The organism is Pseudoalteromonas sp. KAN5, assembly GCF_022846535.1.
GTDB classification, from domain to species: Bacteria; Pseudomonadota; Gammaproteobacteria; order Enterobacterales; family Alteromonadaceae; genus Pseudoalteromonas; species Pseudoalteromonas haloplanktis.
The window spans coordinates 667,136-686,876 of sequence record NZ_AP025589.1 but is presented as its reverse complement, the minus strand read 5'-3'; the positions used below and the strand labels follow the sequence as shown (position 1 = coordinate 686,876).

At 40.1% G+C, this 19,741-nt stretch carries 20 protein-coding genes; 5 read left to right on the top strand and 15 right to left on the bottom strand.

Features of this window, described 5'->3' with window-relative positions; genetic code table 11:
• Positions 1-39 precede the first annotated feature (39 nt).
• The 4 genes from KAN5_RS02965 to KAN5_RS02950 all read right to left on the bottom strand — a co-directional run bounded on the left by KAN5_RS02965 (position 40) and on the right by KAN5_RS02950 (position 3,323).
• Complete coding sequence (locus tag KAN5_RS02965) at positions 40-315, bottom strand: YfcL family protein (protein ID WP_138554387.1); 276 nt, start codon at positions 313-315, stop codon at positions 40-42.
• Between the two features lie 2 nt (positions 316-317).
• Positions 318-1,454, bottom strand: a complete 1,137-nt coding sequence (locus tag KAN5_RS02960) for an ATP-NAD kinase family protein (RefSeq protein ID WP_244390431.1) — start codon at positions 1,452-1,454, stop codon at positions 318-320.
• Positions 1,444-1,998, bottom strand: a complete 555-nt coding sequence (locus KAN5_RS02955) for an elongation factor P hydroxylase (RefSeq protein WP_016710267.1) — start codon at positions 1,996-1,998, stop codon at positions 1,444-1,446. The genes KAN5_RS02960 and KAN5_RS02955 overlap by 11 nt, the downstream gene beginning before the upstream one ends.
• A gap of 113 nt (positions 1,999-2,111) precedes the next feature.
• On the bottom strand, positions 2,112-3,323 hold the full coding sequence (locus KAN5_RS02950) for a GGDEF domain-containing protein (RefSeq protein WP_244390429.1): 1,212 nt from the start codon (positions 3,321-3,323) through the stop codon (positions 2,112-2,114).
• Positions 3,324-3,650: 327 nt separating this feature from the next.
• Here KAN5_RS02950 and KAN5_RS02945 point away from each other — a divergent pair, with 327 nt between their 5' ends.
• Complete coding sequence (locus KAN5_RS02945; RefSeq protein ID WP_244390428.1) at positions 3,651-4,343, top strand: 2'-5' RNA ligase family protein; 693 nt, start codon at positions 3,651-3,653, stop codon at positions 4,341-4,343.
• 5 nt (positions 4,344-4,348) lie between these two features.
• On the opposite strand, the gene KAN5_RS02940 is transcribed toward KAN5_RS02945, so the two are convergent.
• Together KAN5_RS02940 and KAN5_RS02935 are read right to left on the bottom strand one after the other, a co-directional pair.
• Positions 4,349-4,699: a DUF4112 domain-containing protein gene (locus tag KAN5_RS02940; RefSeq protein WP_244390921.1), complete on the bottom strand. Its 351-nt coding sequence runs from the start codon at positions 4,697-4,699 to the stop codon at positions 4,349-4,351.
• 39 nt (positions 4,700-4,738) lie between these two features.
• On the bottom strand, positions 4,739-5,389 hold the full coding sequence (locus KAN5_RS02935; RefSeq protein WP_138554382.1) for a glutathione S-transferase family protein: 651 nt from the start codon (positions 5,387-5,389) through the stop codon (positions 4,739-4,741).
• Positions 5,390-5,498: 109 nt separating this feature from the next.
• Between KAN5_RS02935 and KAN5_RS02930 the strand changes: the two genes are divergently transcribed.
• Positions 5,499-6,353, top strand: coding sequence for a LysR family transcriptional regulator (locus KAN5_RS02930; protein ID WP_244390427.1), 855 nt, complete (start codon positions 5,499-5,501; stop codon positions 6,351-6,353).
• Between the two features lie 13 nt (positions 6,354-6,366).
• Here the strand turns inward: KAN5_RS02930 and KAN5_RS02925 are convergent, their stop codons facing one another.
• Both KAN5_RS02925 and KAN5_RS02920 read right to left on the bottom strand, forming a co-directional pair.
• The gene (locus KAN5_RS02925; RefSeq protein WP_244390425.1) at positions 6,367-7,947 is read right to left on the bottom strand and encodes a TolB protein; all 1,581 of its coding nucleotides are present in this window, start codon (positions 7,945-7,947) and stop codon (positions 6,367-6,369) included.
• A 145-nt stretch (positions 7,948-8,092) separates the two neighbouring features.
• A complete protein-coding gene (locus tag KAN5_RS02920) occupies positions 8,093-8,368 on the bottom strand; it encodes a winged helix-turn-helix domain-containing protein (protein ID WP_244390423.1) in 276 nt (91 codons plus the stop codon).
• A gap of 129 nt (positions 8,369-8,497) precedes the next feature.
• Between KAN5_RS02920 and KAN5_RS02915 the strand changes: the two genes are divergently transcribed.
• On the top strand, positions 8,498-10,507 hold the full coding sequence (locus KAN5_RS02915; protein ID WP_244390422.1) for a fused MFS/spermidine synthase: 2,010 nt from the start codon (positions 8,498-8,500) through the stop codon (positions 10,505-10,507).
• Between the two features lie 78 nt (positions 10,508-10,585).
• On the opposite strand, the gene aroC is transcribed toward KAN5_RS02915, so the two are convergent.
• Complete coding sequence (gene aroC, locus KAN5_RS02910) at positions 10,586-11,683, bottom strand: chorismate synthase (protein ID WP_244390421.1); 1,098 nt, start codon at positions 11,681-11,683, stop codon at positions 10,586-10,588.
• A gap of 67 nt (positions 11,684-11,750) precedes the next feature.
• Positions 11,751-12,686, bottom strand: coding sequence for a 50S ribosomal protein L3 N(5)-glutamine methyltransferase (prmB, locus tag KAN5_RS02905; RefSeq protein WP_138554377.1), 936 nt, complete (start codon positions 12,684-12,686; stop codon positions 11,751-11,753).
• A gap of 132 nt (positions 12,687-12,818) precedes the next feature.
• Between prmB and smrB the strand changes: the two genes are divergently transcribed.
• Together smrB and KAN5_RS02895 are read left to right on the top strand one after the other, a co-directional pair.
• Positions 12,819-13,376: an endonuclease SmrB gene (gene smrB, locus KAN5_RS02900; protein WP_016710258.1), complete on the top strand. Its 558-nt coding sequence runs from the start codon at positions 12,819-12,821 to the stop codon at positions 13,374-13,376.
• Positions 13,377-13,425: 49 nt separating this feature from the next.
• Complete coding sequence (locus tag KAN5_RS02895; protein ID WP_138554376.1) at positions 13,426-14,349, top strand: AEC family transporter; 924 nt, start codon at positions 13,426-13,428, stop codon at positions 14,347-14,349.
• Positions 14,350-14,586: 237 nt separating this feature from the next.
• On the opposite strand, the gene KAN5_RS02890 is transcribed toward KAN5_RS02895, so the two are convergent.
• From KAN5_RS02890 to KAN5_RS02870, 5 genes are all read right to left on the bottom strand, one after another.
• Positions 14,587-14,931, bottom strand: coding sequence for a 4a-hydroxytetrahydrobiopterin dehydratase (locus tag KAN5_RS02890; RefSeq protein WP_016710256.1), 345 nt, complete (start codon positions 14,929-14,931; stop codon positions 14,587-14,589).
• A gap of 9 nt (positions 14,932-14,940) precedes the next feature.
• Positions 14,941-15,738 (bottom strand): phenylalanine 4-monooxygenase, encoded by a 798-nt coding sequence (phhA, locus tag KAN5_RS02885; RefSeq protein WP_016710255.1) that lies wholly within the window; start codon positions 15,736-15,738, stop codon positions 14,941-14,943.
• Positions 15,739-15,950: 212 nt separating this feature from the next.
• Entirely contained in the window at positions 15,951-17,132 is a 1,182-nt protein-coding gene (gene megL, locus KAN5_RS02880; RefSeq protein ID WP_244390419.1) for a methionine gamma-lyase, read from the bottom strand.
• 128 nt (positions 17,133-17,260) lie between these two features.
• On the bottom strand, positions 17,261-18,304 hold the full coding sequence (locus KAN5_RS02875) for a TIGR01620 family protein (RefSeq protein ID WP_016710253.1): 1,044 nt from the start codon (positions 18,302-18,304) through the stop codon (positions 17,261-17,263).
• Positions 18,301-19,713 (bottom strand): YcjX family protein, encoded by a 1,413-nt coding sequence (locus KAN5_RS02870; RefSeq protein ID WP_029216269.1) that lies wholly within the window; start codon positions 19,711-19,713, stop codon positions 18,301-18,303. The genes KAN5_RS02875 and KAN5_RS02870 overlap by 4 nt, the downstream gene beginning before the upstream one ends.
• Positions 19,714-19,741 lie beyond the last annotated feature (28 nt).

Below are 19,741 nucleotides of genomic sequence, written 5' to 3'. Positions count from 1 at the left end.
AAAAACGGCTAAAAAGCCGTTTTTTGTATGAGTTGAGTATTATGCTAATGCTTTTACTTCATCCCATAGTCTTACAACCAGGGCTTTATCTTCTTCATTAAGCTCGCCATTGCGATATGCCTTCACTAGGCTTTTTTCAACAGTTTCGTTAAGTTCATCAACTTCTAGGTTCAGTTCTTCAACTTGCGCATAACCCACGGCTAAATCAAAATGGCCGCGTAAATAACCACCGGCAAATAGCTCATCATCAGTGGCTTTGATCACTAAGTCGTCAAAATACTGTTGAGCTGCATCAATATAATTTACTAAACTCACTATTACTTCTCCTGTGCTTGCAGGCTATCTTGGTGACCCACAGCGTACATAACATGGTCGTTAAATCCGGTCGTTACCCGAATATAACCGCTTAATTCATCATCTAATTCGCTATCACCTGTATCGGCAATAAGCGGTCGGCCATTTAAAGCCTGTAATTTGGTTTTAGTTGCCACGACAATAATATTGTCTTTACCAACAGCGCGAATAAGTGCGGGGCTTAATTGCTGATTACCGCGGCCAAAAATATGCCCCTGCCCACCAATTAGGGTGATCACTAATTTAGTGCTGCGTTGCTGGGTAATCTCTAATAGCTGCTGCGCTGTTAAATCTTGAGCAAGTAAACTTTGATTTTCAACTAAATCAACCCCTAACAGGGTGTTTTCAAGCCCCATCTCTTGCATAATTGCTTCGACTGTTGAGCCGCTGCCCATCACATACAAGGTATCTTCTTCCATTTCACTAACAACGTGCGCAGCAATATCGGCTAGCACCAATTCATCGGTTTCTTTACCACCGTTTTTAACCGCTTGCACATAACGTACTTCACTCGGTACTTGCATTTCGCCATAACGTTTTGCTTTTACTGTTCCTTGACGAAACGCATCTTCGTCAATATCCATCACATCAGCATCAGCCAAGGTGACCAGCTCACCTTTCACTAGCATTTCAACAACTCGACCAGCCGCTTTTGGGGTAATGGCATAGACCCCTGAATGAATTTTACAACCTGCTGGGATCCCAAGCACGGGGACTGCGTCTTCTACAGCATGACAAATATTGCGTGCCGTGCCGTCGCCACCGGCAAATAAAATCAAATCAACACCTAATTGTTGCAAGGCTTTGGCTGCATTTTCAGTATCGCCAGCGCAGCTTTCATCTTCACATTGATAAACAACCTCGGTATTAAAACCAAGCTCTTTCGCTGTGTTCTCACCCATTAAGTCACTAACAGTATAAATTGTTATTTGATCTTGATAAGACAGCAATACCTCAAGTGCGGCTTTAGTGCGTAAATTGGCTTTCGGCTCTGCGCCAAGCTCTATTGCTTTGGCTGTCATGTCGTCACTGCCTTTAAGTGCGACACTGCCACCTAATCCTGCGACCGGATTAACGATTAAACCTAATTTAAACTGCATCACTAAACTCCTGAGGATGTTGCCATACAAACTGCGCCGCAGTTAAAGGCCATGGCGTGTTATAAAAATCACTTAACGCTTTTAAAAGTGCGGTAGTGCGAGAATTAAAGCCAGTTTTTATTAATTGTTGAAGCTGTTGATGTACACGCTTTTGGAAATCAAATCGACAGGTTTGCTCGCCATTTAAATTATCAACCGAGACATTAAAATCAAACCCCGCGGCAACACTCAGTGCCCATTCAATGGCCTGCGGTTTTACTTCAACCGCTTCAAACTCAGCCTGCTGCGCCTTATCGCGGCCATCAGGGCAATACCAATAGCCATAGTCCTCTACTAGACGACGTTTTTCTCCAGCCACCAGCCAGTGAGCAATTTCGTGCAAGGCACTGGCGTAGAAACCATGCGCAAACACAATTTGATGAAACGAGGTATTAGCATTAGCGGGAATATAAATAGGCTCATGCTCACCTTTAACCAAGCGCGTATTGTGACTTTGGTAGAAAGTGTGTTCGAAAATAGAAGTAAGATCGGCTATTTGATGCATATAATTCTGTTATTTCGCCTCGAAAAAATACAATGCGTACACGCTAAATCGAGGCGAATTGTACGGACTTTTTAATGCAAAGTAAAAATCAATGCAGTACTTGTTGGTTATAGTTATGTATTTCGCAAATTAACAACATCATCAAAGCTTTGTTGCATATTTTCCATCACAAATTGATTTCGGCCATTGTGTTTAGCTTTATACAACGCTGAATCTGCGCGAGCAAGGGCCGCATTACTTTGCTCATTAGGTCTAAGTGCGGTTATCCCAAAACTCGCTGTGATTGGGTGCTTAATTTCATTAACCTTAAAGATGTTATGGTTAAGCTGTTTAATAATTTTATTAAATAATGCATCGACTTGCTCGGCTGTATACGAAGGTAAAACCAACACAAACTCTTCCCCACCAAAGCGAAATAGCATGTCTTCTGGTTGCAATGCTGCAGCCAAAACTTCAGAAAACTCAATCAAGGCGGCGTCACCAACATCATGTCCATAAGTATCATTGACTGATTTAAAGTAATCGATATCCCCCATAGCTACATATACTTTTTTAGGTTCATCGGGCAATAAGTTTTGAGCCAGGATTTGGTAACGCGGGAAATAAGCACTAAATGCATGCCGGTTAGGTAATTTTGTTAAAGCATCTTTGAATGCCTGTGCTTTCATTTCTTTCGCCAACCCTTTAAGCCACTGATTTCTGACGTAGAATTGTCTTTTTAAAGTGTGTTCATGCGCTGAAATAACGATTCCGACTAAATTAGTTGATACGTACGCTGCAAACACCATTAATTCGCCATGCAAACCCACAGACTTGCTCATAAGTAAAACAATTGTGGCAACGACCCCGTACATCAAACCAAGAATATAAGATGTTTTAAATGAGAATAAGGTTGAAAAGTATAGCGAAATCAAAATAATAACATCAAAGAAAACATATAAAATATAGTTTTCATAAAATAAAAGCGTCATACCTTGAAGGTTAAAAAACAAAAATAAAACAAATCCCAAACAGACATAATGTAACTGCTTGACACTATTTATATAATTTAACGCAACAATACCAACAATGCATATCAGTATTAACCCACCACGCCAAAGCAGAGTTACATCAGGCCAAAACCTTGGCTGTACAACCATTGGATCGCAAAAAATAATAAAAACTAAAACAACTGAGATAATACTGCTTAAATATTGCGCTACTTTTTTATCTTGCTCAAATTTACTCGCAAGAAAGTTATTTTCATCTTTTGCAGACTCAAATTGACACCGCCATTTAGATATCGGTATTTGTGGACAGGGATACAGTGTTTCTAGTTCTTTCATATTACAAGCTCATAAAGTTAATTTAGGGACCTCGCAAAGTTCTTCATTAATTATGATAAAAATCGTATGACACTTCAGTGCTTTAATTATAAAACATAGCACAATAAAAAAGTTATATGCCTCTGTTAAGTACAAAATATAGCGTTACTGCCATCAAAATCACATAAAACTAACGTTCAACTGGCAAATTTAACAACATGCATTTTCTCTAATGTAGGGCTATTTCCTGAGTTATAACATCCTCATGTAGAAAACAACAAACGCAGTTTACTACTTCAGCAATAAGCCTTACCATTAGCGAAACCCAATAATAGACCACTAAAACAGATGCTCAAATTAGCCTTTATAAAACCTTCGATATTTTTACTTATTATACTTTTTAACGCATCAATCCCTGCTTTTGCACAAAGTATTAGCATTAATGTGTTTGCCATTCCTTCAAAGCCAATTATTAACTTAATTGAGCAGACCAGTGAAGCATTAAAAAAACAAGGGATGATTAGCTTTTATGAAAAAGGCATGCCTGTGCACGCTACTTTATATTTAACTGATTTTGCAGAAGGTTCGGAGCAAGCAATTAAACATGCGGTCGAAAGTATTACTAAGCAACATCAAGCATTTACTATCACCGCACAAGGTTTTAGTGTGTCACAAAGTAATTGGGCATTTATTAATTTGCACTATTCATCTGAGCTACAAAGGCTATCTGACGAAGTAACACTCGCCATTGAGCCATTACGAGATACAAACGCGGCCGTCCCAAGCTGGGTTAAACACTACCCAAATAAATTAACGGCATTTGAACGCTATGGTAGTCCTAATGTATTTCAAAATTTTCAGCCACATTTAACATTACTAGCGAACGAGAAAAACCCAAACCTCGCGACGGTTAATGACTATATGCAAGCTCATCCCCCATTTGCAGAGGGCAAAATTATCGGTATTGGTATTGGCATTTCAGACCAGTTTGGCCAACAAAAACAAGTGATTGCCGAGTACTTTTTTAATAGTAACAAATAAACCCGCTATTCTACCCGTTCTGCTAAGTGCTTTTTCAATAGCTTCGTATTACGGGTATTGGCTTTAAAAAACATATCAAAAATATCGCCCACTATAGGAATTAGGCCACCAAAAAAATCAATCAGCATATTTGTGATTATCCGTAATTTAACACCCCAACTAACACCTAAACGCTGCGCTTCAAAAAGCACATAACTTGATAAAATTAGACCTGCTAAATCGCCTACCCCAGGCAAAATGCCAATCAGAGACTCTGCACCTAATTTAAAATTGGTAAAAGGAATACCAATACTACTATCGGTAAAACGACTAAACCTTTCTAACCGCTTTAATGCCCTCTGATGTGATAGCTCCATCTGTTCCATACGTATACACTTATCGATTAACAATTCACTTTAGGTAACATCAATACCCGCTTCATCGCAAGCAACAATATCTGTTTCTTTGCCTGATTCAATGATCCACTGTTGTAAAGTAGGGCAACTTAAAACATGCTGGCAATATTGCTCTGCAGCAGCTGACAAAACTATTTGATAGGTTTTTAGCCTAAGCACAACCGGAGCGTACATGGCGTCTGCAATACTAAACTCACCAAACAACCACGCATTGGGGTAACACGCTTGTTGTGTGGTAAAAATTTCATCAATGCGCGCTAGATCTTTTTTTGCCGCCACAGATAACTCAACTTTGCGCTTTGCGCGTATATTCATCGGCATTTCATTACGTAATGCCATAAAGCTCGAATGCATTTCAGCGCTTAAGCTGCGGGCTGTCGCTCGCTGTGCACGCTCTTTCGGCCAAGCTGCATTAGATAAATAAGTATCATTGATGTATTCACAAATTGCCAGTGAGTCCCACACCTGTAAGTCACCATCTATCAAGGCGGGGACTTTTTGTACTGAAAAATTATTTTTAAGCGCTTCATAAAACTCAGGAGTATCTAACACGAGTTGTTTTTCAGTAAAAACAATATTGAATTTACTCATTAAATACCATGCTCTAAGTGACCACGTCGAATAGTTTTTATTACCGATAAATAATTGCATTTGTGTTCCTTGCTAGTGTTTAATAGCCTCACTATATAGCAGTGTTAAACTAATTACTTACCAATAGTTTTTATACAATACATAAGTAAAATTGATAAATGAGTTAACTATGGATTTAGACGCCCTGCGCACTTTTTGCGCCTTTGTTGATACTGGTAGCTTTACTCGTGCAGCACAACAGGTATGCCGCACCCAATCAGCGGTCAGTATGCAAATGAAAAAACTCGAACAAGAGCTGGGTAATCAACTATTTGTAAAACAAGGACGACAACTGGTTTTATCTACCAGCGGCATTCATTTAGCAAGCTACGCAAAGCAGCTATTAGCACTGCATGATGAAGCCTATAAACAACTTAAAACCGCTAGCGGACAAACCCGTGTGCGCTTAGCCTGCCCTGACGATTATGCTGGGACGGTATTAGCGAAAGTTGTGGCATTACTGCATAAACATATACCGTACCTTGATTTGCAAGTTAGTTGCGCGCCTACCAATCAGCTCAAAGCACAGCTAGATCAAGGCTTACTTGATATGGTAATAGCGACGCGCTCACCCAGCTCAGAAGAAGGTTACTTTTTACAAGCAAGTAAAGGTGTGTGGGTTAAAAGCCCTAAATTTAACTATCAACCCGATATGACTTTGCCTATTGCGATATTTCAGCGTGATTGCAAATTTCATCAAGCAGCTGTAGAAGGATTATTAAAGGCCGAGCGCCAATTCAACATTATTGCCTGCTGTGGCTCCGTAAGCGCACTCACTGCACTGGTGCAAGCTAATCTGGCCGTTGGTGTAATGGCTGAGGTAAGTAACACTAATGGACTAATAGTGATTAATGATCCAGCTCTACCACCTTTGCCCGTTATTGATATTGTGTTGCTTCATGCTGATCACGCTCCTCACAACCCTATAAAAAGAGAATTAGTGAAACTAATAGCGCTAGATTATTCACTAAACATGTCAATTTAAGTGTTTAAAGGCGCTACCGTAACCTCACCAAAGTGCGTGTTCGCTTCGGCTTGGTAAGATATAAAAACTGCGTACTATCATGTGAAGCATTGATTAGCATATTGCCCTTCTCATTCACTATATGCCGTACTTCTGAGCGAGCACTGTGTAAATTAAGCATAGTGAGCAGATAGCCATCGTGTTGCTCTGAGGTAATATTCAATGTTTGATCATCGACCGCCAGACCGATAATATCGTTGTCATCAGCCTGCCATAGTTGCTCAAAGCTGTTATCATGAGTGAGTCTAAATACTTGTTTGTTGTTAGAAAAGTAAACCCGATCGTATTTATCTAAAGCCATTGCATAACAAGCCAACCGCTCCCCTTGACCAGTAAATGGCGTTAAACTTAGTGTTTGCATGTCTAATTTTGCTGGATGAAATGTAACACCGTCTTCAGAGCGATATGAAACTAATATCGCATCTTCGTTATTAAACTTTTCTCTGAGATAAAATGAATGATGTGGATGAGGTATTTCTTGATAATCACCGCTATTTAAATTTATGCGAAATAGCTTATCTTTGCTTGCCGTGATCACTTCTTCGCCGTTTTTTGACCAAACCACCCCAAACAGCTCTTCATTATTTGGGTTTGCAAAAATAAGTGTTTGCTTACCTTGCTCATACAGAAATAGTTGCTTTAAACCAAACCGATGAGATTCAAATACAAATTTACTTGAATCAGGCGAGAATACAGGTAAGAAATCAACCGATGAAGTATCAATAAGCTTTTCATACTGTTGAGGTGTTGTATTGGTGCTGCGCAAAATATCAACATCAATATTAACAAGCTCCATTAATATTTCTTCACCCGATGGGGTATAACTCGCATCTCGGATAATTTGATAATTATTAAATGCAATATCAGTTGAATTACCCTGTCGATCGATAAGCACTAGTTTATTGGTGTTGCTTATTAACAGGTATTCCCCGCTTGGATGCCAACTAAGGCCCTGAATACCATTTTCAACTATAGCAATTGCTTTGCTGCTATTATCCGATAAATTGAGTATGTCAATGCGGTAGTTATTTTGCCCAGCCTCGTAACCTAGTGCTAATTGCGTTTGATCTGGCGACAACGCATGTAACTTTAACCAGTCTTGACCCACTGATGCTTTGATTACTTTTTTTCGTTTGGTTTCTATATTGGCAAGCGAAAGCTGCGTTTCATTGTTATTTTTTTGTCGCTCAATAAAATAAATCTGATTGTTATTAGCCCACTGTAATTGCTGACTAGTAACTAAATATTCTTTAAATTCTAGTATCTTACTATAACTTAAAGTCGTTAAATTAAGCATATCCAAATTAAAATACGCCAATTGTACTGCATCATTATATGTTTCTATAAAAGCGAGCGCACGATCATCAGGGCTCCAACCTAAACTAGTGTAAGTCGAAGGGTTACGAGTTAATTTTACTTCTTTACCTGTTTTAAATTCTTTTAACCATATGTGTTGTTTATTATCATCGCCGCGCACAAACGCAAGATAATCTCCACTATGGGATTGCGATTGATAAGACTCATTCTCTTCATCAGAGGTTACAGGCACAAGCACAGAAAAGTCGGTTTTTATGATCTGTTTAGAAAAACTAAACCAGCCTCCAGCTATACATATTAGTGTTACAGCAATAAAAACGAATATCGGCCATTTTACACCTTGCGAACTTTCTTCTTTATCAAGCTCAAGGCAGTAACCCCGTTTAGGATGAGTAATAATAAATTGCGGGCTTTTTTGAGTCTTCTTTTAATGCTTTGCGCAGTAAAGCAATATTGCGCTGCACGTTGCTTGGACTAAAAACAGCGTTAGGCCATACAGCGGCAAAAATGTCTTCTTGGCTAACCACCTTACCACGCTGAGAATACAAAAATTGGAGCACATCCATGACCTTAGGTTCCACAACTTGTTCACTTTCAGCTGACGAAATTTTACACCGACTAACATCAACATCAAAATTTCCTATACGAAACCCAGTCACTCACAACTCCAATAAATATATATAAATCATAGATTAAGGTTTTCTTAAGATAAACTCAAGGGTTATTACATTGCTGAATAAATGAGTTAAGTCGATGGTTGGTGCACCATTTATTACGTAATAAAAAAGATGCAACGGATATTATCAACATTCATTATTTTTGTGAGCGCATTTTTGCTCTTTCAAGTTCAACCTATCTTATCAAAACAACTGCTTCCAGAGTTTGGAGGCGGTGCTTCGGTGTGGTCTAGCAGCCTATTTTTCTATCAAGGTATGCTCTTACTTGGCTATTTATATGCCCACTTATTAAGTCGTTATCAGCTAAAAAACCAACTTCTTACCCATACTGTACTTGTACTTTTATCAAGCATCATTACCTTTAGCCACCTTGATGTTACTACGTTTTTACTGCTCTGCCCTACAACCTTAGTATTCGCTAAACTGTTCGTGCAAGTCGGCCTTGCTTTTATATTACTCAGTGCCACCAGCGTGCTTTTACAACGTTGGTATATTGAATCAACCCATTCAACAGTCCCGTATCATTGGTATTCACTTTCTAACTTGGGATCACTACTTGCTTTGATGAGCTACCCATTTATTTTTGAAGTGACATTGTCAATCAATGAACAAAAGCACTATTGGATAGTGGGGTTAATCACCTACTGTACCCTGCTACTGTGCTTGCTTTATGTATTGTTTAGAAATGGTACGCTTATACAGCAAACAGCTACGGCGCAAAAAAATCGCTTGTTCGTTAAACCTAACGTGCTCTGGATCGCATTTTCCGCAACCAGTTCAATAATGCTGATTGCAACAACACAAATGATCAGTACTAATATCCCGCCTATGCCACTGGTCTGGACTTTGCCCCTAGCAATTTATTTGCTGACCTTCAGTTATACTTTTGCCTCTGTAAAAAACTATCACCGTACTCATTGGGCTTATTTACTCATACTCAGTGTATTTGCAGGCCTCATTATGTTTTTCCTCGGTAGCCAGTTTAATGCCCTTGCTCAACTACTAATTTATGGCTTTATTTTGTTTATTGTTTGTATGATCTGTCATGGTGAACTTAGGAAGCTCGCACCCGATGGCTCACAGCTTACTGTATTTTACTTATATATCGCTTTAGGTGGTGTGATAGGCAGTTTATTCAGTGCATTACTGGCCCCGGTATTATTTACACAAATAACAGAGTACATTGTCGCCTTAGCTGCGATACTCACGTTATTTATTTACCTACAATTCGCAGAAACCGAAAATTTATCAGTACTTTATAAAGCGACTTTACTCTCTACGCTGTTGGTTTGGGGCGCAAGTTACAGTTATTTGTTTATAAATTTTAATCAATACAATTTGGCCTCTGAACGAAACTTCTATGGGTATGTCACCGTCAAAGACATTACAACCCCTGATCTTGCTGAAAGACGGTTAATTGATGGCACAACCATTCACGGCTCGCAGCCACTTGATCAACACACTGAGCTTAAAAATAGCTATTATCATCAACATACTGGTATCGCCAAATCACTGTCTGCGTTAAAAAAACAAGAAAACCTCAATATAGGCATTGTAGGTTTAGGCGCAGGCGTATTAGCAAAGTTTGGCGATAAACACGATAGAATCCGTTTTTATGAGCTTAACCCTGCGGTTTATACTATGGCGACAAGTTATTTCTCGTATTTACAAGATAGTCCTGCACAAATTGAGGTTGCCATTGGCGATGGCAGGATCACCTTAACCGAAGAAGTCAAAAATAAAGCACCATTGATGAACGCACTGATCATTGATGCTTTTTCTAGTGATGTAATTCCAACTCATTTGCTCACTGAAGAAGCATTTTCATTATACTGGCAGCGTTTAACGCGTAATGGTTTATTGATCCTACATATATCCAATAACCATATTGATTTAATGCCGGTGTTACAAATACACAGTAAACGTTTTAATAAATCGCTGCTTAAATTTAAATATACGGATACGCAATTAGGATCTGAGTGGGTTGTACTAACCAGTAATCAGGCATTCTTAAACTCTATAGCGATTACTGATCTATCACCCGTTACCCCCTATTCAAAAACACGTATTACACAATGGACAGATCAGAAACACAGCCTGATCCCACTCCTTAAGCTTTGATATATGAAACCGTTCACAACACAAAAGCGCGACATATAGTCGCGCTTCTAAATCACTCTAAATACAATTAACTAGCCCCTAAATTGAGCCTTTAATTGGCCCATGCTCATGATGAACATGTGGGTTTTGCCCCCGTTGGCGCAGTAAATGGTCCATTAATGTAATCGCCATCATGGCTTCCGCTATTGGGATTGCACGAATACCCACACAAGGATCGTGACGACCTTTAGTGATCATTTCCACCGCTTCGTTTTCGGTGTTAATACTGTTGCCAGGAATAGTAATACTCGAAGTGGGCTTAAGTGCAATTGATGCGATAATATCTTGCCCTGTAGAGATACCTGCAAGCACGCCACCTGCATGATTTGAAGTAAAACCATCAGGTGTTAACTCATCGCGATGCTCTGAGCCTTTTTGCTCAACCACATCAAAACCATCACCAATTTCAACGCCTTTTACTGCGTTAATACTCATTAATGAGTGAGCAAGCTCTGCATCAAGCCTATCAAATACTGGCTCACCTAAACCAACGGGTACATTCTTAGCGACTACTTTTACTTTAGCGCCTACTGAATCACCTTGTTTTTTAAGGTCACGCATGTATTCATCAAGTGCTTCAAGCTTGCTAGCATCAGGGAAGAAAAATAAATTGTTTTCAACTTCATCCCAATCGTAACTTTGCGCTTTAATTGGCCCAAGTTGACTTAAACATGCACGTACTTCAATACCATAAAATTGCTTTAGGTATTTTTTCGCAATAGCCCCTGCCGCTACGCGGATAGCTGTTTCTCGCGCAGATGAACGGCCACCACCACGGTAATCGCGCAAGCCGTATTTATGCCAATAAGTGTAATCGCCATGACCTGGACGAAATACATCTTTAATTTTGCCGTAATCTTTTGAACGCTGATCGGTATTTTCAATCAATAAACCAATGCTAGTACCGGTGGTTTTACCTTCAAATACACCAGAAAGAATTTTTATTTGATCGTCTTCGCGGCGCTGTGTTGTATAACGACTTTGCCCCGGTTTGCGACGGTCTAAATCAATTTGTAAATCAGCCTCTGTGATTTCAAGGCCTGCGGGCGTGCCATCCACAACACCGCCTAGGGCAACGCCGTGGCTTTCGCCAAAGGTGGACACTTTAAATAGTTGCCCTATGCTATTACCTGCCATTAACTTTCCTCATTCCTAATGACTACTAAGTACCGAGCCTTAGGCTCGGTTTTAATTTTTATATTGCTCAGTCAGCGAAATATTCAACTAGCTGCTTTTTGCTGATCACAAATACGCCTAAGCCACCTTGTTCAAATTCAATCCATTCAAACGGTGCGCCAGGGTAAAGTGCATCCATGTGTACCATAGAGTTACCTACTTCGACAAATAACAAACCGTTATCAGTTAGATGATCTGCCGCTTCACTCAAAATTGTACGAGTAACATCTAGACCATCATGACCTGACGCTAAGCCAAGCTCTGGCTCGTGGTGGAATTCACGGGGTAAATCAGCCATATCTTCGGCATCAACATACGGTGGGTTGGCCACGATAAGATCATACTTTTGACCAGGAACACCACTAAACACATCTGATTGAATTGGTAAAACACGATCATTCAACTGATAATCAGTAATATTAATATCGGCCACTTCGAGTGCTTCATACGAGATATCAACGGCATCAACTTGTGCTTCTTCAAACGCTTGTGCTAGTGCGATTGCGATACAACCAGAGCCTGTGCATAAATCTAAAATGCGGTTAACTGATTGTGGCTCTTCAAGCCAAGGGGTAAAACGATTATTGATCAGCTCTGCAAATGGCGAGCGTGGTATAAGAACACGTTCATCCACATAAAAAGGCATATTTGCAAACCAAGCAATGTTAGTCAGATATGGAACAGGGGTAAAATCGTTAATACGTTCAGCAATTAAGCCTGCAAGGCGGTTTTTTTCGGTGCTGGTTAATCGTGCATGCATTAGTTCTTTTGGTGCGTCGATCGGTAAACTTAACGCCGGTAGTAATAAGCTAACAGCTTCATCCCACGCGTTATCAGTGCCGTGACCAAAGAAAATACCACTACTAGCAAACTGGCTGGTTGTCCAACGAAGCCAATCGTGCAATGTTGAAAGTTCTGCAACAGCTTCATCTAAGGTTGCTTCTTCTATTAGTAATTCGCTCATGTGTTCCTGCCTGCTACTTTCAAAATATTAACTCAATCGGGGCGCATCATTGTCCCCATGATTGCCCTATTGTAACGCCTTTTCTCTTGCTTTTTCCTCGATTTTTAGCATTTTTTTGTTTAGACTGCCGCCATGAAAAAAGATCCTTCCTCAAACAGCCAAATCAGCACTGACGACATTGACTTGTTTCGTCAAAGTATTAGTGGTGCCCGTGTGTTTAAACAAGACACTCACCGTTTTGCCAGTAAACCTAAAGTGTCACAAGCTAAGCAATTTGCCCAGCAAAAAAAGCAACATCAGTCAGAATTTTTCTTTTCTGATGAATATGTGCCAGATATAGACACACATGGCACAGTTAATTATGTGCGAGAAGGCCATGATCGATTTTTAGCTAAACAACTGCGTCGTGGGGATTTTATTCCTGATTTAACATTAGATCTGCACGGTTTAAATAAAGAAATCGCAAAAGATGAGCTAGCGGGCCTAATCCATGAATGCAAAAAGAAGCATTATTACTGTGCCTGTGTAGTGCATGGCATTGGCGGACATATCCTCAGACATAAAGTACCGCAATACCTTGTACAACACCCAGATGTTATTGCTATACACCAAGCGCCTCTTGAATATGGTGGTAAAGGCGCGGTACTTATTTTAATAAACTTACCACAAAGCGATGAATTTAGGCGTTAATAACACGCTGTCAGTTTCATATTTACTTTAACTTTAAGGCAATAAAGCCGTGCATATTTTTTCAATTATCTTTCCGCTGATTTTTATTGTGGCTCTGGGTTACGGCTGTTGTAAGTTAAAGTTTTTTCAGCAACAACATATTGCTGGCCTAAGTAAGTTTACTTTCTATATTAGCTTACCTGCTTTTTTATTGCTGAATATGTCACGTATTGATCTACAACAGAGTATTAGTTTGTCGGCTTTTCTCAGTTTTTACATTCCGGTTCTGTTGGTTTTTGCCAGTGGCATACTCATCGACCGATTCTATCTAGCGAAAGAAAAAAACTACCAAGAGCACAGTGTCTTTGGTTTAGCCTCTAGTTACTCAAATATGGTATTAGTAGGAATACCTATTGTGATCGCGTCTTTGGGCAAAGAGATGATAGCGATTGCATTTATGATCATTACTTTTCATAGCACGCTTTTATTTGCATTGACTTATTTAATAGGCGCCAAAGGAAGCGAACATGCTTTTTCATGGCCAACATTTATTAAAAGTATGGTACTTAATCCAATTGTGTTAAGTATTGGTTGTGGACTTTTATTAAACATCAGCGGCATTCGTTTATTTGATAATTTAGCCAATAGTTTAGACTTATTAGCAACACCAGCTATTGCCTGCGCACTCTTTGTTTTAGGTGCAAACTTGGCGTTTTACAAAATAGCTGCAAATTGGCAACCTGCATTAATTGCCTCATTAATGAAAATTCTTGTACTTCCGGCTGGGGTGTTTTTAATCGGCAGCTATGTATTTGTACTCGACAGAGAAATTTTAAATGTGTTGGTGTTATTAAGTGCCTCCCCAGTGGGAGTTAACGCCTACCTCATAGCGAGTCAAATCGGCAAACATCAAGTTACGCTTGCGGGAGCTGTGGTATTGTCAACCGTATTAAGTGTGATTAGTTTTAGTTTTTGGTTATCGGTTTTACTATAACCGCTTATTATTTCATTACAGGTACTGCCACCTAGAGTGAATAAGGTGACTTTAGGGACTGCAAATCATTATTCTCAGCCGTAATATGGCGTACCACTAACTACCTGTTTGAGCCTATTTACACACCTGACGCAGGGAAAGCACAAAAATAAACCCCGCATAAAATGCAGGGTCTATCATTAAACTAAGGTGCTTATTAAGCGCCTTTACTGTACCTTTGGCAGAACACTATTGTGTTTATAGTGCAGCGAATACTTCATCCGTTTTAGCAGCACAAATAAAATCATTTTTATGCAAGCCTTTAATTGAATGGCTCCACCACGTTACCGTCACTTTTCCCCACTCAGTTAATAGGCCAGGGTGATGGCCTTCATCTTCAGCCATATCGCCCACTTTATTAGTAAACGCGATTGCTTGCTTAAAGTTTTTAAACTTATAAACACGCTCTAATTGCATAATGCCATCGCGTACTTCTGGCACCCAATCTGGGATCATCTTGATTAATTCAGCTAACTCGGCATCTGATACTTTTGGAGCGTCTACGTGACAGGCTTCGCATTTTTGTGCGCTTAATGATGACATCTTAAATCCTTAACTTGCTAATTTTTCTTTAGGAGGAAACTTTGGGTCATGTAACCCTAATTCTTTTGCTTGGGCAACTAACGCCATAATATCTAATTGTGAAATATCAAATAAATCATGGATAGAATTAATGGTGTAGTACAAAGGCTGCATAATATCAATTCGATATGGCGTACGTAATACATCCAATACATTCATTGGGTTTATCTCAGGCTTGTCTGAGTACACATATTGTGTTTCACCTGGGCTTGATAGAATACCGCCCCCATAAATGCGTAGGCCTTCATCAGTTTGCATCAAGCCAAATTCTACTGTAAACCAATACATACGCGCTAAATAAACGCGATCTTTTTTCTCAGCCGCATACCCTAACTGGCCATATTTATGAGTAAACTCAGCAAAATCAGGGTTAGTAAGCATGGCACAGTGACCAAATATTTCATGAAAAATATCCGGCTCTTGCAGATAATCAAACTCTTCTCGGCTACGAATAAAGGTTGCAACTGGAAACTGTTTATTCGCTAGCAAACGAAAAAATTCATCAAAATCAATTAACGCCGGCACAGGCGCAACTTGCCAGCCCGTTGTCGCTAATAATACCTCGTTAAGTTCACTTAACTGTGGAATACGATCATGAGGAAGGTTTATTTTTTCAAGGCCTTCCATGTACTCATTACACGCTTTGCCTGCAATGCATTTTAACTGGCGTGCGACTAATTCTGACCATATTTTATTTTCTTCTTCGCTCCAGTGGATCACCCCATTTTCATCGGGAGTTCTGGAGGTGTATTTACTTGCTTTAGCCATAATAACCTTCTTAGTGTTAAACCGGTGTCGGTGTCAACGTGTTAAAGGGATACTAAGCAAATGTAAGACAAAGTTTAATAGCTGAGCCAATATCAGTAATTGATACCGGCCCCAAATTTGTACATATTTAATTACAGAGATAAACCAAAAAGTTTACACCCTTTATTTTAAAGTGACTTACAACCACCAAACTGTAAACTTAAGATAACAAACTAACGAATACTGGTAAAGGCATGGTTAAGATCGTTAATTATGTCGTTAACATCTTCAAGACCAACAGATAGTCGGATCAAACCATCGCTGATCCCCGCGGCGGCTCTTTCTTCTGGTGAATACGGAGAATGAGTCATCGATGCGGGATGCTGAATAAGTGTTTCTGCATCACCTAAACTCACCGCCAGCGTGCAAAGCTGTGTACTATTAATAAACTGTTCGCCATCTTTGAGGCTGCCCTTTAACTCAAAAGCAATTACGCCACCGGCCGCTTTCATTTGCTTGCCAATAAACTTGAACCCAGGATGAGATGCAAGCCCCGGGTAGTAAACAGTATTCACTTGTGGGTGTTGCTCTAAAAACTCAGCAATAATTTGCGCGCTCTCACAATGGCGCTGCATTCTGATAGCTAATGTTTTTAACCCGCGGTTTATTAGCCAGGCATCATGAGGACTAATGGTTGCGCCAATGTCTTTAAGCACCGTCATTTTAATTAAGTTAATATGTTCATCTGAGCCACACACTAACCCTGCGACCACATCGCCATGGCCGTTTAAATATTTAGTCGCGCTGTGAACAATCAAATCAATGCCGTAATCCATTGGCTTTTGCAGTAACGGGGTAAGAAAGGTGTTATCTATTACGCTAATCAAGTTATGCTGTTTTGCCACTTGTCCTATTAGCGCTAAATCAATCACTGCCATCGTTGGATTAACTGGCGTTTCTGCAAAAATCATTTTTGAATTTGGCTTAATTGCATCGTGTAATTGTTGTTCATCAGTCATATCCACAAAGGTCACTTCAATTCCCCAGCGTGGCAGCATATGAGCGAAGAACGCAAACGTACAACCATATAGAGCACTTGATGCCACTAAGTGATCGCCTTGCGACAGGAAGCTTAATACCGAAGCAGAAACAGCCCCCATTCCCGTTGCTGTCGCTGCAGCAGCTTCACAGCTTTCCAGTTGTGCAACCTTTTGCTCAAGTTCAGTAGTAGTTGGATTACCTAAACGGGTATAAATATAACCAGGCTCTTCACCAGCAAAACGCGCAGCCCCTTGTGCAGCACTGCTAAAATGAAACGTTGATGTTTGATATAACGGTGCGGTTAACGCTCCATGAGGATCGTTGGCTTTTTCTGGTCCATGAATGCATTGACTGTCGATGTGGAGTGTGTTCATTGTTTGATCTTTTTTGATTATTATTAATATGATAATCAAAGCGTATCAGCTGATAGATCACAAGCATGCCGGATGCTCAGATGGCTATCATCTGTACAGCGCTTTTTAAGCACTGTACAGATATCTTGTCAGTTAACTGGCTCGTCTTGCTCTTGAACCGTCTTTTTACGAGAGACTATTTTACTTGCGATTAACTGTGCGGTGCCTTTGAGTAAACTGCGCTTATGCTCGAGCCGCGGTAATGGACGACTTAACTCCATCGCTTTATAACCGATTCGTGCCGTAAAAATACCAGCACTTAAACCTTGTGCTGCACGCCCAGATAACTTGCCCAACAGCTCTGCACTGAGTGCCGTAGCAGCTAAGTCTGATACTAACTCCGCACTACCAACAAACATAACCTGTTTGATCAGCATTTTATAAAGCTTAATACGGCTTGCATAACCAAAACCAATACCGTAAATACGGCCAATTTGTTCAATTAGTTTAGTACCACGCCACAATACAGCCATCATATCCACCAGCGCCAAAGGGCTAAGTGCTACTAATAAACCTGATTCAGTGGCAAACCGGTTGATCAGCTTTTTAGCTTGAGTATCTTGTTTTACCAGTAAGCTATCAGCGTATAAAGTCATGATCTCTTTATCGCTGTGATGATGATCAATACTGGCTTTAAACTCGTCAAAGCCTGTTAATTGCTGATGCTTGTTTAGCTTTTCAAGCCATGGCAATGCTCCCCCCACTTGTTCACTGTTAAGTAAGCGGTCGGCTTCATGACGATGCAATTGATTGCGCTTTAAACTACGCAGCATTCTATACTCGCGCCATAACAGCTTGCCTAATAACAACACCCCACTCAGCACTGCAATTAAGTACACACTACCTAAGATAATTGACTGCTCAAATGTGAACACCATGGAAAATATAAATTCCAGCAACACCAAAACAATAAAGCTAATGGCAAACACGGCTTTCAGTGTTTGCCATTTTGACTTTTTATAAACTGGCGCTAAATCAATCTCTTCATCCAACAGTTCGTCATTTATTGCTTGATATTCATATTCTCCTTGATCAATCACTTTTGCTGGGGTTAAAGCAAGCTCATTATCTAAAGGCTGCTCACTGGTTTCAATGCGTCTTCCAGCTTGAAAACCGGGTGCGGTCTCACTCATGTTAATTTGTCTCCTAAAAGGTACTGCATGACATGATCCAAACGAATATGTTTTAACTGTTTATCAGGACTTGGCATTGGCGCAAACGATAAAAACTCAAAGCCATGGCTTGGCCACTCATCTTTACCTAGGATACGCATGGGGGGCTGTGGCGGTAAATACGTTAGCCATTGTGACTCAGCTAATGGTTTACCATAAATACAATTAAGCGTTTTGCCTTGCTCAACTACCTGCTTTGGCATGGTGGCAGCAATCGAGGACATCGCCATAGTTTCAATTTTAACGCCATCAAATTTTAAATGGTTACTTTGTTCATGCACTAACGAATCTAATAACAGCGCTAAGTCTTTATGGTGCGCACTGCTTATGTGATCCGATTTGTTGGCGGCAAATAGCAGTTTATCGATATTGGGTTTGAATAAACGTTTTAAAAAGCCCGTTTCGCCATAATTAAAATGAGCAAGTAATTGTTTGATCACATCACCTTGCTCTTGCAGCGTCTCTGCTCCTTCATTAAGCGCACTGAGTACATCAACTAGCACGATTTGCCGATCAAAATTACGAAAGTGTTGACTATAAAATGGTTTAACCACTTCTTTTACATAAGCATCAAAACGCTTTTTCAAATGCGCTAAATTCGATCCTGCAATGATTTCATCAGTAAACTTTGCAACCGGAAAAAACAATAAAAGTGGGGCGCCTTGTAATTCACCGGGCATCAACATCCGCCCAGGTTGTAACATGGCAAGCTTTGTGTCTTTTTTTAGGCCGATTAATAGCGTTTGATAATGTGCAGCAATCTCGCTCAACGCGTTTTCATCTACAGGAGCATTTAAATCAAGTTCACTCAACGCGGTTAAAAATGCCTGCGCTTTTTCAACCCGAGGAGAGCGTTGTAATAGCGCATATTGCTGCTCACTCCACTGCTGATAGCTTTGCTCTAGCATTGGTAAATCAAGCAACCATTCACCAGGGTAATCAATAATATCTAAATACAAGGTTGATTGCGGGGCAAAGTGGCCACGTAAACCCGAGTCACTGCGATATTTAATAGCCAGGCGCAACGTGTTTATACGCTCAGTTGAAGCAGGCCATTGAGGCTGTCCTTCTAGCGGTAATAACGCACTTAAGGCCTTTGAATAATCAAAAGTCGGTATCGTCAATGCTTGTTGCGGTACAATTTTGGTCGCGATATGACGCTGTTGCTGCATAACATCAAAAAACGGTAGGTTTTTATCTGTTGCTTGGCTGGTCAAATGTTTCACTAAGGCGGTAATAAAAGCGGTTTTTCCACTGCCGCTGAGGCCAGTAACCGCTAATTTTACATGTTGATCTAAGCTACGATGTACGGCTTTTTCAGCCTTTCCTTTGAGCTTATTAAAGGCGTTTTTTGCAGATGAAGTATTTATCATAATGAGCTAGCACTTCAGCTACATA